The 14,626-nt window shown below is 37.6% G+C and carries 21 protein-coding genes; 6 read left to right on the top strand and 15 right to left on the bottom strand.

Annotated features, from left to right (window positions below):
• The first annotated feature begins 83 nt into the window (after positions 1 to 83).
• Complete coding sequence (gene comER / locus PH210_RS20670; protein ID WP_289988069.1) at positions 84 to 908, top strand: late competence protein ComER; 825 nt, start codon at positions 84 to 86, stop codon at positions 906 to 908.
• A 70-nt stretch (positions 909 to 978) separates the two neighbouring features.
• Here comER and PH210_RS20675 read toward each other — a convergent pair whose 3' ends face one another.
• Genes PH210_RS20675 through PH210_RS20710 form a run of 8 tightly spaced genes read right to left on the bottom strand, consistent with a single transcriptional unit; the run spans position 979 to position 6,008 of the window.
• Positions 979 to 1,731 (bottom strand): class I SAM-dependent DNA methyltransferase, encoded by a 753-nt coding sequence (locus tag PH210_RS20675; RefSeq protein WP_289988070.1) that lies wholly within the window; start codon positions 1,729 to 1,731, stop codon positions 979 to 981.
• A complete protein-coding gene (gene rsfS / locus PH210_RS20680; RefSeq protein ID WP_289988071.1) occupies positions 1,728 to 2,084 on the bottom strand; it encodes a ribosome silencing factor in 357 nt (118 codons plus the stop codon). The genes PH210_RS20675 and rsfS overlap by 4 nt, the downstream gene beginning before the upstream one ends.
• 3 nt (positions 2,085 to 2,087) lie before the next feature.
• Entirely contained in the window at positions 2,088 to 2,654 is a 567-nt protein-coding gene (yqeK, locus tag PH210_RS20685) for a bis(5'-nucleosyl)-tetraphosphatase (symmetrical) YqeK (RefSeq protein WP_289988072.1), read from the bottom strand.
• The gene (locus tag PH210_RS20690) at positions 2,644 to 3,213 is read right to left on the bottom strand and encodes a nicotinate-nucleotide adenylyltransferase (RefSeq protein ID WP_289988073.1); all 570 of its coding nucleotides are present in this window, start codon (positions 3,211 to 3,213) and stop codon (positions 2,644 to 2,646) included. The genes yqeK and PH210_RS20690 overlap by 11 nt, the downstream gene beginning before the upstream one ends.
• A gap of 17 nt (positions 3,214 to 3,230) precedes the next feature.
• Positions 3,231 to 3,521, bottom strand: a complete 291-nt coding sequence (gene yhbY, locus PH210_RS20695) for a ribosome assembly RNA-binding protein YhbY (RefSeq protein ID WP_289988074.1) — start codon at positions 3,519 to 3,521, stop codon at positions 3,231 to 3,233.
• A complete protein-coding gene (gene aroE, locus PH210_RS20700; protein WP_289988075.1) occupies positions 3,515 to 4,354 on the bottom strand; it encodes a shikimate dehydrogenase in 840 nt (279 codons plus the stop codon). The genes yhbY and aroE overlap by 7 nt, the downstream gene beginning before the upstream one ends.
• Before the next feature lie 28 nt (positions 4,355 to 4,382).
• Entirely contained in the window at positions 4,383 to 5,486 is a 1,104-nt protein-coding gene (yqeH, locus tag PH210_RS20705; RefSeq protein WP_289988134.1) for a ribosome biogenesis GTPase YqeH, read from the bottom strand.
• Between the two features lie 6 nt (positions 5,487 to 5,492).
• Complete coding sequence (locus PH210_RS20710) at positions 5,493 to 6,008, bottom strand: YqeG family HAD IIIA-type phosphatase (protein ID WP_223591274.1); 516 nt, start codon at positions 6,006 to 6,008, stop codon at positions 5,493 to 5,495.
• A 418-nt stretch (positions 6,009 to 6,426) separates the two neighbouring features.
• Here PH210_RS20710 and PH210_RS20715 point away from each other — a divergent pair, with 418 nt between their 5' ends.
• A complete protein-coding gene (locus tag PH210_RS20715; protein ID WP_223591272.1) occupies positions 6,427 to 6,567 on the top strand; it encodes a sporulation histidine kinase inhibitor Sda in 141 nt (46 codons plus the stop codon).
• A gap of 81 nt (positions 6,568 to 6,648) precedes the next feature.
• On the opposite strand, the gene PH210_RS20720 is transcribed toward PH210_RS20715, so the two are convergent.
• Positions 6,649 to 7,428 (bottom strand): phosphatidylserine decarboxylase, encoded by a 780-nt coding sequence (locus PH210_RS20720; RefSeq protein WP_289988076.1) that lies wholly within the window; start codon positions 7,426 to 7,428, stop codon positions 6,649 to 6,651.
• Positions 7,429 to 7,559: 131 nt separating this feature from the next.
• Between PH210_RS20720 and pssA the strand changes: the two genes are divergently transcribed.
• Together pssA and sigK are read left to right on the top strand one after the other, a co-directional pair.
• The gene (gene pssA / locus PH210_RS20725) at positions 7,560 to 8,102 is read left to right on the top strand and encodes a CDP-diacylglycerol--serine O-phosphatidyltransferase (RefSeq protein ID WP_223591269.1); all 543 of its coding nucleotides are present in this window, start codon (positions 7,560 to 7,562) and stop codon (positions 8,100 to 8,102) included.
• Between the two features lie 324 nt (positions 8,103 to 8,426).
• Positions 8,427 to 9,143: an RNA polymerase sporulation sigma factor SigK gene (gene sigK / locus PH210_RS20730; RefSeq protein WP_289988077.1), complete on the top strand. Its 717-nt coding sequence runs from the start codon at positions 8,427 to 8,429 to the stop codon at positions 9,141 to 9,143.
• Between the two features lie 24 nt (positions 9,144 to 9,167).
• On the opposite strand, the gene PH210_RS20735 is transcribed toward sigK, so the two are convergent.
• Both PH210_RS20735 and PH210_RS20740 read right to left on the bottom strand, forming a co-directional pair.
• Entirely contained in the window at positions 9,168 to 10,136 is a 969-nt protein-coding gene (locus PH210_RS20735) for a F510_1955 family glycosylhydrolase (protein ID WP_289988078.1), read from the bottom strand.
• 16 nt (positions 10,137 to 10,152) lie between these two features.
• Entirely contained in the window at positions 10,153 to 10,830 is a 678-nt protein-coding gene (locus PH210_RS20740; RefSeq protein ID WP_289988079.1) for a response regulator transcription factor, read from the bottom strand.
• Between the two features lie 160 nt (positions 10,831 to 10,990).
• Here PH210_RS20740 and PH210_RS20745 point away from each other — a divergent pair, with 160 nt between their 5' ends.
• Together PH210_RS20745 and PH210_RS20750 are read left to right on the top strand one after the other, a co-directional pair.
• Positions 10,991 to 11,146, top strand: coding sequence for a DUF4381 domain-containing protein (locus PH210_RS20745; RefSeq protein WP_289988080.1), 156 nt, complete (start codon positions 10,991 to 10,993; stop codon positions 11,144 to 11,146).
• Between the two features lie 118 nt (positions 11,147 to 11,264).
• The gene (locus PH210_RS20750; RefSeq protein WP_289988081.1) at positions 11,265 to 13,058 is read left to right on the top strand and encodes a M3 family oligoendopeptidase; all 1,794 of its coding nucleotides are present in this window, start codon (positions 11,265 to 11,267) and stop codon (positions 13,056 to 13,058) included.
• Positions 13,059 to 13,504: 446 nt separating this feature from the next.
• On the opposite strand, the gene PH210_RS20755 is transcribed toward PH210_RS20750, so the two are convergent.
• The 4 genes from PH210_RS20755 to PH210_RS20770 all read right to left on the bottom strand — a co-directional run bounded on the left by PH210_RS20755 (position 13,505) and on the right by PH210_RS20770 (position 14,606).
• Positions 13,505 to 13,645, bottom strand: coding sequence for a YrzI family small protein (locus PH210_RS20755; RefSeq protein WP_289988082.1), 141 nt, complete (start codon positions 13,643 to 13,645; stop codon positions 13,505 to 13,507).
• Positions 13,646 to 13,689: 44 nt separating this feature from the next.
• On the bottom strand, positions 13,690 to 13,830 hold the full coding sequence (locus tag PH210_RS20760; RefSeq protein ID WP_289988083.1) for a YrzI family small protein: 141 nt from the start codon (positions 13,828 to 13,830) through the stop codon (positions 13,690 to 13,692).
• Between the two features lie 322 nt (positions 13,831 to 14,152).
• Complete coding sequence (locus PH210_RS20765) at positions 14,153 to 14,362, bottom strand: hypothetical protein (RefSeq protein ID WP_289988140.1); 210 nt, start codon at positions 14,360 to 14,362, stop codon at positions 14,153 to 14,155.
• Positions 14,340 to 14,606, bottom strand: a complete 267-nt coding sequence (locus PH210_RS20770; protein WP_289988084.1) for a YrhC family protein — start codon at positions 14,604 to 14,606, stop codon at positions 14,340 to 14,342. The genes PH210_RS20765 and PH210_RS20770 overlap by 23 nt, the downstream gene beginning before the upstream one ends.
• Positions 14,607 to 14,626: the final 20 nt, after the last annotated feature.

Consider the following 14,626-nt stretch of genomic DNA (forward strand, 5'->3'; position numbering starts at 1 on the left):
ATTCATCCTTTCTAAAGGTATATTTCACTTTTGGTTTTCATATTGTTATAAGAGAATCTTTCATGTGAAGGAGGGTCGTATCAATGAATATAGGCATCATCGGTACCGGAAATATGGGGACGATTTTAGTCGAAGCTTTGATTGATGGAAAAGCAATCTCCCCTTCTTCAGTAATGATTACAAATAGAACAAAGTCAAAAGCGATGCTGCTTAAAGAAAAATATAAACATATAAAAATTGCGGCGAATGCAGTGGAAGTTGCGGCAGAGTCCGATTTAATATTTATTTGCGTGAAACCATTACAGATTTTTAAAATACTTGATGAGATAAATTCCTATTTAGGAAAGGAAAAATGCCTCGTTTCCATAACAAGTCCAGTCAGTACAAGCCAAATTGAAAAAAAAGTTTCATGTTCCGTCGTCCGGGTAATTCCTAGTATCACAAATCGGGCATTGGCTGGGGTTTCATTAACAACCTTTGGAGAAAATTGCAGCGATTATTGGAAAGTAGAAGTTGAAAAATTAATTACGAAGATATCTGTGCCAGTTTCAATAGATGAAAATATCACGAGAGTTGCCTCTGATATTGTTAGCTGTGGACCTGCATTCTTCAGCTATTTACTTCAGGGTTTTATAAAAGCAGCGGTGAAAGAAACGGAAATTGATGAAGAAACAGCGACAATATTTGCCAGTGAGATGGTCGTGGGGCTCGGTGAATTGTTAAAACAAGGTCACTATACCTTACCGTCACTTCAGGAAAAAGTTTGTGTAAAGGGCGGGATAACAGGTGAAGGAATCAAAGTATTGGAGAATGAGGTAGGCGATATGTTTGAACACCTATTTCAAGCCACACACGCGAAGTTCAAAGAGGAGCTTTCAAAGGTAGAGGGACAATTCTTTAATAATTAATTCGCCAAATTAAGACAAAATCCTCTATATTTTTATAAAAAAGCCATCTTTTTTTAAAAGATGGCTTAGATTATTTTTTCCTAGCGGTAAAAAAGATTCTTTCGGATTGATCATTTGGAGCAAAATTTTCAAAATCACTACTTATTTCTAATATATCGAAGCCGGCATCACTCAACCAATTCGAGTATTGTTGAACAGAATAGGTCCGTTGTAAATGAAGCTCATCATAACGGTCATATTTTCCCGATTTTTCATCTAATACAAAAAAGCTTAGCTCATGTTCTACACTGTTAGGTTTTTCACCAGGGAAACTATTCCAGATATATGACACATGGTCATCACTATGAGCAAAAGTCTGATTGATGAAAACCTCGGTCATTTTGTAGATCGAGTGCACATCAAAAATAAAAATTCCAGTTTGACTTAAATGCTTGTATACATTTAAAAAGGTATTCTTTATATCATCCTCTGATTCAAGATAGTTCAATGAGTCACAAAAAATACCGACCACATCAAATTCTCCGTGTCCCTCTAAGTCAGCCATGTTTTGTTGAAAGAAAGGAATCTTTATTCCGGCTTTCTCTCCTTTTGTATGAGCGACAGCCAGCATATCAGCAGACAAATCAACACCAATCACTTGATAGCCCTCCTCTGCAAATCGGACCGAAAGCTCTCCCGTTCCGCAAGCTAAATCAAGTAATCTTATTGACCCTTCGCTAATACCATATTTTACAAGTTTATCTTTGACAAACTGGACCCACTCATCATACGGTGCATCCTGCATCAGTTCATCGTAAAGATAAGCGAACTGTTCATAGCTCATGAATTAAGCTCACTGCGGATATCTTCTAACGGAGCATCGCCCCATAACCGTTCTAGATTATAATAGCTTCGTTCATCACGATGGAATACATGGGCCACAACATCCCCTAAATCAATCAATACCCATCTAGCTTCATCTAAACCTTCTATCCTTTTAACATCATATCCATTTTCCTGCGCTTTTTCTTTCATTTCTCTGGCAATTGCCTGGACTTGTTTATCCGAATTTCCATGGCAGATAATAAAGTAGTCCGCAATTAGGGAAATTCCCTTCATGTTTAAAGCCATTATATCCTCAGCGCGCTTATCATCTGCGGCCTTTACGGTAATCTTAAGTAACTCTTGATTATCCATTAATCAATCCTCCAAATTTTTTATTAAGTCGTTATACGTATGAAAAGTATCCGGGTATACCATTTGATTCTTTTTCATTAAAAATACAATTGTGTTTTGAACCGCTTTAATTAATGCTTTATCTAAGCTTTCCTGTGCCATTTCCCTTACTTCATCGACCCCTGGAAAGTGTCTTCCCGGTTCAATATAATCGGCCAAATAAATAATTTTCTCAAGAAGTGTCATTCCCGGCCTGCCGGATGTATGGTAACGAATCGCCTCCAAGACATCACGGTCCGATATGCCTGCTTCCTTCTCAACTAAATATGTACCAACAGGTGCATGCCAAAGTTCAGCATTATATTCGAGCAAATCCTGCGGAAAACCCTTTGCAGCAATAATATCTTTCATTTCTTCCTTTGGACGAAATTTTGCATAATCATGAAAAATCGCCGCAAGTTCAGCTTTTTTTTCATCTGCACCATATCGATTAGCTAAGATAATAGCAGTTTCCATCACCCCTAAGGTATGCTGGTATCGATGTTCGGTTAATTGTTTCTTTACTAACTGTAAGGCCCTTTCACGTTCCATATAAATGTTTCTCCTCAATATAAGAAATAACGGAATCTGGCAGTAAATAACGAACCGTCTTCCTGTTTTTTATTCTCTCTCTGATCGTGCTTGAAGAGATATCCAACGCGGGTACGTCTACATATAGGACAGGGTAATTGGTTTGATGGCTATAATGAGGCCGTTCCACGCCAACAAATTGAACGAGCTTTACGAGCTCGTCAATGTTATGCCATTTTGGTAAATACTCAATCATATCTGCACCAATAATAAAGAAGAATTGATGGTCAGTAAATTCGTCATTGATTAACTTCATTGTCTCAACTGTATAAGATGGACCCTCCCTCTCAAGTTCAATGGACTGAATTTGAAAAGCAGGATTATCTCCTAAAGCTAACTGCAGCATATGAAGCCGATCCTCATTTTTTACAGCATCAGACTTTTTCTTGTGTGGAGGCTCCTGATTTGGCATAAACCAAATCTCATCAAGCTGAAGAGCGAAAAGAACCTCATTTGCAATCAAAAGATGTCCGAAATGCGGCGGATCAAAAGTACCGCCTAAAATCCCAACTTTCTTCATGCTCCACCGCCTTCATTTTATGGAAGAGTAATTTGCTTCTTTTCCACTGATTCCTTGTAAAGGACAATTGTATTTCCGATAATTTGCACGATTTCCGCACCTGCACCCTCAGCCAGCTGCTCGGCAACTACGTTTTTGTCTTCTTCACAGTTTTGCAAAACGCTCACTTTAAATAGCTCTCTCGCTTCAAGAGCATCCGCAACCTGTTTAATCATATTTTCATTCACTCCGCCTTTTCCTACTTGAAAAATAGGGTCAAGGTGGTGTGCCTTTGAACGTAAGAATCTTTTTTGTTTACCTGTTAACATGTTTTTCCTCCTAGTTGGTTTAACACATTTTCCCGCATTCTTTCAGCATCAGGAAAAATCCCAGTCCATTTTTCAAAAGCAAGGGCCCCCTGAAAAATAAACATATCGATGCCGTTTTGGATGCTTGCTCCTTTTTCTTTTGCTTTCTGCAAAAATAGGGTCTCAAGCGGGTTGTATATTATATCACATATTAATGCTTGTTTATTTAAATTTGTCACGTTTACTGGCAATTCCGCAATTTTTGGTGACATGCCTATCGTCGTGGTTTGGATGATTAAATCATATTCCTCTAAGTTTTTGCTTGCCTCATCCAATGTAAAGGCGCTGGATGAAATGCTGTATGGGCAAGCTTCAATGAGATCAGAGGCCTTTTCCACCGTACGATTTGCAATGTCTATTGCCAGCACTTTTTCCTTAGCTAAAGTGAAATAAATTCCTCTTGCAGCGCCGCCTGCTCCAATAAGTAAGACTTTCTTTCCCTCTATAGAAGGCATGTACAGCTTTAATCCCCTTAAGAATCCAGGTCCATCTGTATTGTATCCGATTAATTTGCCCCCATCATTGACAACCGTATTAACTGCTCCAATATTTAAAGCCAATTCCTCTACTTCATCGAGGAAGGGAATAATAGCGCTCTTATGCGGGACCGTTATATTAAATCCGCCCACCCCAAGTGCTTTCAATCCTTTAACAGCATCCTCCAAGTCTTCATTCTTGACATGGAAAGGCAGATAATGAGCATCAATTTGATAATACGAAAATAAATCATTATGCATAATGGGAGACATGGAATGTCCAATTGGATCCCCTAGTACTGCAAATAATTTTTTCATTTGTATCTCCTCATCCCACATTCTATCTTTAAATTAATGATTTTCGGATTAGCGTTTGAACTCCCTTAGGTACGTAAGCAACAACCTTTGCCCCTGGCTCATTCACCGTTATCCAGCCAAGCCCCGAAAAAACAATGTCTGTCTTGGCTTCTTTAATGATAAATTCCTGTTTAACGAGTTCAGGGAACGAACCTAGTTGCTCTTTTCGTGGAGGGGTCAGCATTTCTCCGACATGCTTTTCATACAGCTCAGTGGCATTTTCCGTTTTGGTTCTGTGAATGTTAATGTCATTGGAAAGATAACAAACAAAAGATCTTCTGCCTCCGCTTACATAATCAAAACGGGCAAGTCCGCCAAAAAACAAGGTTTGGCCCTCATTTAATTGAAATACCTTTGGCTTTATTTCCTTTTTCGGAGTAATAACTTTTAAATCTTTCTTATCAACAAAATGAGCCATTTGATGATGATTGATGATTCCTGGTGTATCAATTAATGCTTTCTCATCATCTAAAGGAATTTCAATAATATCTAAAGTAGTTCCAGGAAAGTGAGAAGTGGTGATAACATCCGCCTCCCCTGTTACCTCTTTAATAATTCTATTAATAAACGTGGACTTACCAACATTTGTACAACCAACAATATAAACGTCCTTACCATTACGTATATCATCGATTGCTGCTGCCGTTTCTTTAATATTCAAGCCTTTTGCAGCACTAACAAGGAAAACCTCCTCCGCCCTCAGGCCGAGTTCGCGGGCTTCTTGTTTCATCCAGTGAATTAATTTATTATGTTTAACCGATTTAGGTAATAAATCAACCTTATTTCCTACAAGCAGAACTTTGTTGCTTCCTACAAACCGGTGCAATCCAGGCAGCCAGCTGCCATTAAAATCAAATATGTCGACAATCATGACGATTAAAGCATCAGATTTACCAATTTCATTTAAGATCTTTAAAAAGTCATCGTCTGTTAAATCCACATCTTGAACTTCATTATAATGCTTTAAACGAAAACATCGCTGACATATAATGGTTTCCTTTTCTAAGGCGGAAGCAGGAGCAAATCCTATTTTCCCAGGATCTTCTGTTTGAACCTTTACACCGCATCCCATACATACATATTGTTGGTCAATCACAGCCTATTCCTCCCACTGAAGCATGCCTTTTTTGCGGAACCAATTCAAAATTCTTCGTTCTGCAAAGCGGTTAAATTTTGTAAAAAATCCGTCTGTCTGCGCTACAGGAACAACTAGTATCGTATGGAACCCGCTTCGGTTTCCTCCCAGTACATCCGTTAATAATTGATCGCCAATAACCACTGTCTCTTCTTTTTTTAGCCCCATTTGTTGCAGGGCTTTGTGAAAAGCAGGTCCCATTGGCTTTTTAGCCCGAAAAATAAACGGGATATTGAGCGGATCGGAAAAAGCCTTCACTCTTTCTTCATTATTATTAGAAACAATTGTGACAAGGATATTTTGTTTTTTAATTTCATCAAACCATCTGATTAAGGCCGGAGTCGCATTGGGGCGGTCCCATTCCACTAATGTATTATCCAAATCCGTGATAATCCCTTTAACTCCGCGTCCTTTTAATTGTTGCGGAGATATATCAAGAATGCTTTTCACATGTTCATCGGGTAAAAATTGTTTTAACACTAAGCTTACACCTCATTGATTTTTAAATAGACTTTATGGCACTTCTCATCATAACCAATTTTAACCTTTGATTCAAAGAATAAATGTCATGCTCTTATTGTTCATCAAAACACGCCAATACATGAGATTCAAAAATATGGTGAAATGATTAAAAATAAAAAAATATTTTTCGACAAATTTCAGCAATCTCAGACTCTGTGGATAACGTTATTAACATTATACCCATTGAGTCAGTCCATTTTCCTCCCTTTATAAACAAATTAATCACAAGTTATCCACTGGATTATGTGGATAATTAGAACGATTGTTCTACAGGAATAAATTTGGTAGATTTAGGGTACACCAATTGAACGTACTATTTTATGTTTGCTAATCGGCAAATAGAACCTTAATTATCAAATCGGAGGTGGATTCTGACGTGCGGAAACTGTCAGATGAATTATTAATCGAATCCTATTTTAAAGCAAGAGAACTAAAATTAAGTCAAGAATTTATTAATCTTATTGAATCCGAAATTCACCGACGTTCCTTATATAATAAAATCAAAATGACATCATAATATTCAAACACTGCCCTATGAGGGCTTTTTTTTTATTTAAAACAACGGCACATTAATCGTGCCGTCATCTTAAGAACGAATTTACTTTAGAAATCCTATTTTTTCCCCAACCTTAATTTCCTTAGGAGTATGAAGATTAGCGTCAACCTGGAATATATCCTTTTCAAACAACAAAACAACCGTAGATCCAAATGTGAAATACGCCATTTCAGCACCCTTTTCTAACTCAGACCCCTTATGTGTGGTCTCGATGGAATTAACAAACATCGCTCCAACCTTTACAATCGCCACATGACCAAATTCTGTTTTAACTTCCGTAATGACGCGGTAGTTCTTTGCAAGCGTTCGGACTCCGTATTTTAACCCCAATTTATTTACAGGATAGGATTTTGCACCGAGTGTCCATTGTTTTGTTACCGTTCCATTAACTGGGCTATGGATCCGGTGATAATGGCTTGGGCTTAAATAAAGAATCATATATGTACCATTTAAGTATTTTGAAAGCAGTTCACGGTCCCCAAGCATCTCATCAATGGAGTAGGTCTTCCCTTTTACGATAATGTCACTTTTTTCATTGATGGAACCAACATCTTCAATGACAGCATCCACCGGGCTTGCTACGGAATCATGATCTTTATTAATTATCCTCGCTTCACTTTTCAAGGTTCTAATAAAAAGATCATGAAGGGTTGGATATTCTGACAGTCCTTTATCCATTTCTTCTTGATTCAATTGATAGATTCTAGCGAAGGATGGTACGATAAACCGACTTACACGTGAACGTGCAAAGCTCTTTAATATGCGGGATGTCCACCTTCCATTCGTTAATTCAATCAAAAGACGATACATAGGTTGCAACATTAAATGACCCCCAAATAGTGTAAAAATACTCTTTACGAAAAAGCATAAAACGCTTAGAATTAAATAATATAGAATAATCTCAAGAAATGGAATTCCCTTCTGGCTTTTTAAAAAAGGAGTGATGAGGAGAAATGTTTTTATTGGACGTTTTGGATCAAACCATCAAAAAGCTTAAATCCCAAACAGCCAATGTTATTACGTTAACAAATTTATCATTGGGTGGATTTGCTATTATTTTCGCACTTCATGCCAATAACCTGCGGTTAAGTTTATTGCTTATTTTTATTGCAGCCTTGGCAGATCGTTTTGACGGCTTGATTGCAAGAAAGTTTAATATCGAATCAGAGCTCGGTAAACAATTGGATTCCATGAGTGATATTATATCATTTGGAGTGGCTCCTGCACTATTGCTATACCAGGGAGTTTTGCATGAATTCGGCGGACCGGGCACATTTTTCACTGTATTTTATATTGGATGCGGCGCATTTAGACTTGCACGTTTTAACATTACCGAAAGCAATGGATATTTCACTGGTTTACCAATCACTGCAGCAGGATGCTTAGCAACCTTAAGCTTTTTGGCCATTAACTACGTACCATCCCAAACGTTTTTATTTATTATTATTATTCTATCCTTCCTAATGGTCAGCTCTTTTAAGCTTAAAAAAGTTTAATAATTCAGAAATGCAAAAATGACTTGCTTGGGCAATAGCCAAGCAGGTTATTTTTTTTAAGGCTCTTTTCGTTAACTTTGTTGCTTTTAGAACTTAATAAGGTACATTTACTTAGTTTCTAGGCAATTTTCGCAATTGTTCTTACGAAAAGATGCCACGAAGCTTCTAATTATACGGGTTGATAAACTTGTACGTAAAACAACAATTTATGCGAAAATGGCCTTTTTAAACAATAAAATTTTCTGGACAGACACAATTTCCCGTTTTCTTCATAGGAATTAATAATAGGCAGAAGCCCAAAAAAAGATACGGGGGTGGAAGTAGATGTCTGGAATCTTGACAGCTCTTGGCTACTTGGTGAAAGAGATTTTGTTTCTTGTATCTTATGTGAAAAATAATGCCTTTCCTCAACCCCTATCTGCTGCAGAAGAAAGGAAATATCTACGATTAATGGCAGAAGGGGATTCGCATGCACGCAATATGCTAATTGAACATAACTTACGCTTAGTTGCCCACATTGTCAAAAAGTTCGAAAATACCGGTGAAGATTCGGAAGATTTAATCTCCATCGGAACAATCGGATTAATAAAAGCGATTGAAAGCTACTCAGAGGGGAAAGGAACAAAACTTGCCACCTACGCTGCACGATGTATTGAAAATGAAATTCTTATGCATTTGCGGGCATTGAAGAAAACGAAAAAGGACGTTTCCCTGCATGATCCAATTGGCCAAGACAAAGAGGGGAATGAAATTTCCTTAATTGATGTATTGAAATCAGAATCAGAAGATGTCATTGATACTATCCAGTTAAATATGGAGCTAGAAAAAATAAAGAAATATATTGAAGTGCTTGATGATCGCGAAAAGGAAGTGATTATCGGACGCTTTGGCCTTGATTTGCAAAAGGAAAAAACACAGCGTGAGATAGCCAAAGAACTTGGAATTTCCCGAAGCTATGTCTCTAGAATCGAAAAGCGGGCATTAATGAAAATGTTTCATGAATTCTACCGGGCCGAGAAGGAAAGAAAGAAGAAAAGCTAAAGACAAAGTTGAAAAAGAGCTGGATTACTCCAGCTCTTTTTTACCGTCTTTTAATAACATGTTCCACGTTTTTCCACCGTCTATAGATTGGTATAAATCATTTCTATACGTGGTGAAAGCGATTTGGTTTTGATTTTTTTGATTCACCGCTAAATAAGTAATTGGATTGTCATAATCAAGAAATGGAATCGTGATATTTGTTATGCTGCCAGTAGCAGCGTTCCAAGTTTTCAAGAAAATTGAATTGTTTTCAACACTGGAAAATAAAATTGAATCACCGTTAAATGTAAGGGCCGTAACCATAAAAGGATCCGTTATTCGTTTCATCGTATTTCCATTGTCAGTAGAATAATAAATTCCTGATCTAGTTGACATCGCCATGATATCCCCATTTGTTGGGTGAACTGCCATCATTCCCAGTGAATCCGCGCCAAAATTTTGGAAAGCACTTTTTTTCCAAGTTCGTCCGTTGTCTTTCGTATAATTGACGCCTTGGCTTAATTTATCCTGCGGCTGTTCACTAATTACATAGATGGCATCTCCAGAAAAACTAGCCGCCATAAAATAAAAATCCGTATCACCATAGAAGGCTAATTTTTTGAGGGATTTTCCTTTGTCATTACTTTGTACCAAACCAAGCGGGTCTTTAAGGCCAGTCCCCTTTTGCGGAATCCCACTTGATACAAAGCCTTTTTCAATTGCCTGAAAGCCAATATATTCATGGTTATTTGTGGTTGTTTTGTACCATGCTGAATCTTTCAATATTTTTAAACCATCATTTGAAGCAACATAAAGACTATTATCATTTCCTGGAAAGCCAATTCCTCGTATATTTTCTAATTTAAATGATTTCGCTTCTACAATTTCAAATTTCGTTTTATTTACCGACTCATTCTTTGGTACTGCATTTTTTTGCTCGTTTCCGCTGCAGCCGGCAACAATCAATAAAATACCAGTTAAAATAACTTGTAATACTTTCTTTTGAATCTTCACTTTTTTCCTCCTGATTCTAATCCCTATCCATCCACTTATACCCCAGTCCCCAGACAGTTGTCAAATATTCATCAACGGGAAAACCTGTTTTTCTTAATTTTTCTCTTAGATTCCGCACATGAGAATCAACCGTTCGGTCTTCTGTAGGTGCAGCATATCCCCAAATGGTAGTTAACAAGTGTTCCCGGGTAAATACTTTATTTCGATTCTGCAAGAAAAGTCCCAAGATCGAAAATTCTTTAGGGGTAACGGGGACATTATTATCATGATAAGAAACTTCAAAGGAGTCTTCATTTAAGAAAAGACCATTAAAGGCTACTCCCCCTTTTATTCCATTCTTTCTTCTTAAAATGGCTTCAATTCTAGCGATTAGCTCATCTTCATCAAATGGTTTAGAAATATAATCATCCGCACCCATTTTTAAGCCCTTAACCACATCGATTTTTTCACTTCGAGCGGTTAACATGATAATGGGGATGTCCCAATTTTTTCGTATCTCTAGGCATGCCTCCCAGCCATCCATTTCGGGCATCATCACATCCAATAAGATGAGATCTGCATTTTCCTCCTCCAAATAATGAATCGCCTTTATAGCAGATGTCATTTTTATACACATATATCCCTTTGGTTTTAAATAGAGGGAAAGTAAATCTAACATTCTTTCTTCATCATCTATCAGTAGAATTTTTTTCAAGTGCTGTCCCTCTCCCCAATTAAATCTAAAATAAATTATACTACAATTGGGTAAAAACAGATGTGAATTTCGTTTGGACAAAAGCGGACATACACGCCTGCCTATACAAGCACGGGCTAGGGCACATACCCTATTGTAAAAGGATAAAGGGGGGAATTATATGCCATATGGTTATCCATACCCGCCCGGCTTTTACCCCGTACCATATCCTGTGCAATATCCTAGCGGCGGTGGAGGATGGTATGCGCTGTTTATCGTCATCTTGATTCTCGTTTTAATTTTCGGCGGCTTGTGGTATTATTCTCGGTTTTGTTAAGAATCTTTGGCTTATGCAATTTTGTATAAGCCGTTTTTGTTTCGAGAACCAAAATATATAATCGTTTGAAAAACATATATTATAATGAGGAAGTACATATTCAAAGGGGGTACATTTGATGACAGCTTCTACATATTTAGATGTTTGGAATCTTGAAGTATTTTTTAAAGGAGGTAGTGCATCTCCTGAATTCGCAGACCACTTAAACCAAACCGCAGAATTAATTCAAATTTTCCAATCTAAAGTGGATAACTGGACACCACTTAATACTATGGAAGATCAAAAATATTTGCAGGAACTGTTGGAGGACTTTGAGCATGCTGCTAAAAAACTCCGACAGGCGGGAGCATTTGTCGGATGCCTTCAAGCACAAAATACCGAAGACAAAAAGGCCTTTAACCTCGAATCAAAAGTAACTAGCTTAAGCGCTGCCTTTCAAACAGCGCTAAGTGCATTCGATGGTCTGCTTACATCCATAAAGGATGAGGTTTGGTCTCAGCTGCTTTCAGATGCGATATTAAACGAACTTTCCTTTGTATTAACGGAAAGACGTGAACGGGCCAAAGATAAACTTTCTAAGGAAGAGGAAGCGCTAATCAGCGCTCTGGGTGTTGACGGATATCACAGCTGGGGACAATTGTACGATTTAATTGTTGGAAAAATAAAAATTCCGGTTCAAGAGAATGGCGATGAGAAGCTTTTGTCTGTCGGCCAAGCGTTTAACAAATTTGCAAGTCCGGACCGCGGCCTTCGAGCATCTGTTTTTAAAAATTGGGAAAAAGCATGGGGAGACCAGTCTGACTTTTTAGCGAAAACCCTCAATCACCTCTCCGGTTTTCGTTTAAATGTTTATCAAAAAAGAGGATGGGAAGAAGTCTTAAAAGAACCGCTTAGCATTAACCGAATGGAAAAGGAAACCCTTGAGGCGATGTGGGCGGTCATTTCTGAAAATAAACAAAAGCTTGTAACCTACTTAGAAAGAAAGGCAAAGCTTTTAGGTCTTAAAAAATTAAGCTGGTTTGATTTAGATGCTCCATTTGGGAAAACTGCCTCAAAACTTTCTTATCAAGAAGGAGCTGAATTTATTGAACAGAATTTCGCACTTTTTGGCGAGAAAATGGCTGCATTTGCGAAAAAGGCGTTCGAGGAGCAGTGGATTGAAGCAGAAGATCGGCCTGGAAAGGCACCTGGAGGATTCTGTACCTTCTTCCCTGAAAGTGATCAATCAAGGATCTTCATGACGTATTCAGGAACGCCTTCTAATGTTTCTACACTCGCACACGAACTGGGACACGGCTTCCATACATTTGCTATGAAGGGTGTTCAGCATCTTAACCGCAACTATGCCATGAACGTTGCCGAAACAGCTTCTACCTTTGCAGAGATGATTGTAGCCGATGCTGCGGTAAAGAACGCAAAGGATCACGAGGAAAAACTCGTCCTGCTGGATGATAAAATTCAAAGAACAGTTGCGCTATTAATGAATATCCATGCCCGGTTCCTGTTTGAAACACGTTTTTATGAAGAAAGAAAACAAGGTCCAGTTGCAGTGGAAAGATTAAATGAATTAATGCTTGAGGCTCAAAAAGAAGCCTACTGCGACGCACTGGAAGAATATCATCCATTATTCTGGGCATCGAAACTTCACTTCTTTATTACGGGTGTTCCGTTCTACAACTTCCCATATACCTTTGGTTACCTATTTTCACTCGGTATTTATGCACAGGCACTTGAGGAAGGAAAAGGATATGAAGAAAAGTATATTGCATTATTAAGAGATACAGCTTCGATGTCAGTAGAAGATCTGGCAAAGAAACATTTACAGGTCGACTTAACAGAAAAGGACTTCTGGGAAAAAGCCGTCCAAATTTGTATGGATGATGTGGATGAATTTTTAGAGCTAACTAAATAATTGCATAATAAAAGCATCGGCATAAATGAATGCGGCCGATGCTTTTACTATTATTCAACACTTAATTCTGCTGAGATTACGCAGCCGATCGCACCAGTAATGACCAAGGCCATCACAACCATGAACATATTCTCCACCCCTTAAAATAGTTCTGCTTTTTCTACTTTGAATTTATCATATTTTCGCAGTACCTATCTTTATGAGATGTGAACATATTGTTAATTAACAAAACCTGCTTTTTAGCATAATGGATGAACTATGATATCATTTTTTCTTTGATTTAAAAATTAGCGAAATTAATAAAATATGCAGCGGCATTATCGTTACCTCCTATTGTTAATCATAAAGCTAGGTGGTATCTTTCATACCCCATAAGCTTGCTCCTCTTCCTTGCATTAGAAAAATCATCGTTAAAACCACCTTTCTTTTCATGGATTTTTTAGTTCTTACATAAAACGGTGCATAGAGATTTGACGGTCTTTATTTTGTTCATACAGTTTTTCAACTTGTTCCTGATGAACTGCTTCTTCAAGAGTCACATTTCGTTTCTTTATTGTTATCGAGAAAAATAATATATTTAAGGTCATTTCATATCACTTCCTTTCATTATTAATTTAGGTGTTTCCTACAATTACATTTCATGGTACATGGATATTTGACGATCTTTATTTTGTTCATAAAGCTTTTCAACCATTTCCTGGTGGACAGCTTCATGAGGATTCACTTGACGTTTTTTAAAAGTAATGGAAAAAAATAAAATATTCAGGGTCATAATTAACCACCTCCTTTGATGATTTATTGCCAGCTCTTCAACACAATTTACAATTTATGCAAGACATATCCAATTGGCGAGTAAAAAGGGCACAAAAAGGCCGCAAGAAGTCAGCTCCCTGCGGCCCGTTTTTTTAGACACAAAAATACCGCAAGGCGTCATTCTCCCTGCGGCATGGATATGTATTGTCACAAAATGCTAAGCAATCCATTCCAGTCTGGTCGAATGCGTGTTATTCAAATATTTTGTTGATTTTGCGCCAGTGTATGTTAACATCATTTTATTCGACCTCCCTTTTGGAATTTTTTACTTACTACGGTAATTATATCCACACAACGATACTTTGTAAACCGTTTCGAGCAAATTTTTTTAAAAATAAGGAAATGGCCCTTTTACGCAAAGGCTCTTTTAAACTTGGTTGTTGATTTGCACTCCAATCAAGGTGTTGATAAGCAACAATGGCATTTAACATAGCCAACACAAAAAAAGTGCCCCCACTTGAGGAACACTTACTTTTTCCTAAAATCATCATGTCCATCTTCCATCTCTAGAAGCTTTATTTGATATCTCTTCACTTGAGTAAAGAATAAAATAGACGCTGCTAAGAATGAAATGGCTGTATTGATCATAAATGTTAAATCCGTCACAGTTTTTCCTGCGTATGGAATAATCGAACCTAAATAGAAAAATACTCCGAAAGCAAATAAAGTCAGCGCAAACCGTTTGAAATCAGCTATCTTCTCAAAAAGACTTTTCGATTGCTGGTCCACTACCATCACCTGCTTCCTAAAATCTA

This window comes from Paenibacillus sp. BSR1-1 (assembly GCF_030403775.1).
In the GTDB taxonomy this organism is placed as follows: domain Bacteria; phylum Bacillota; class Bacilli; order Bacillales; family Cytobacillaceae; genus Neobacillus.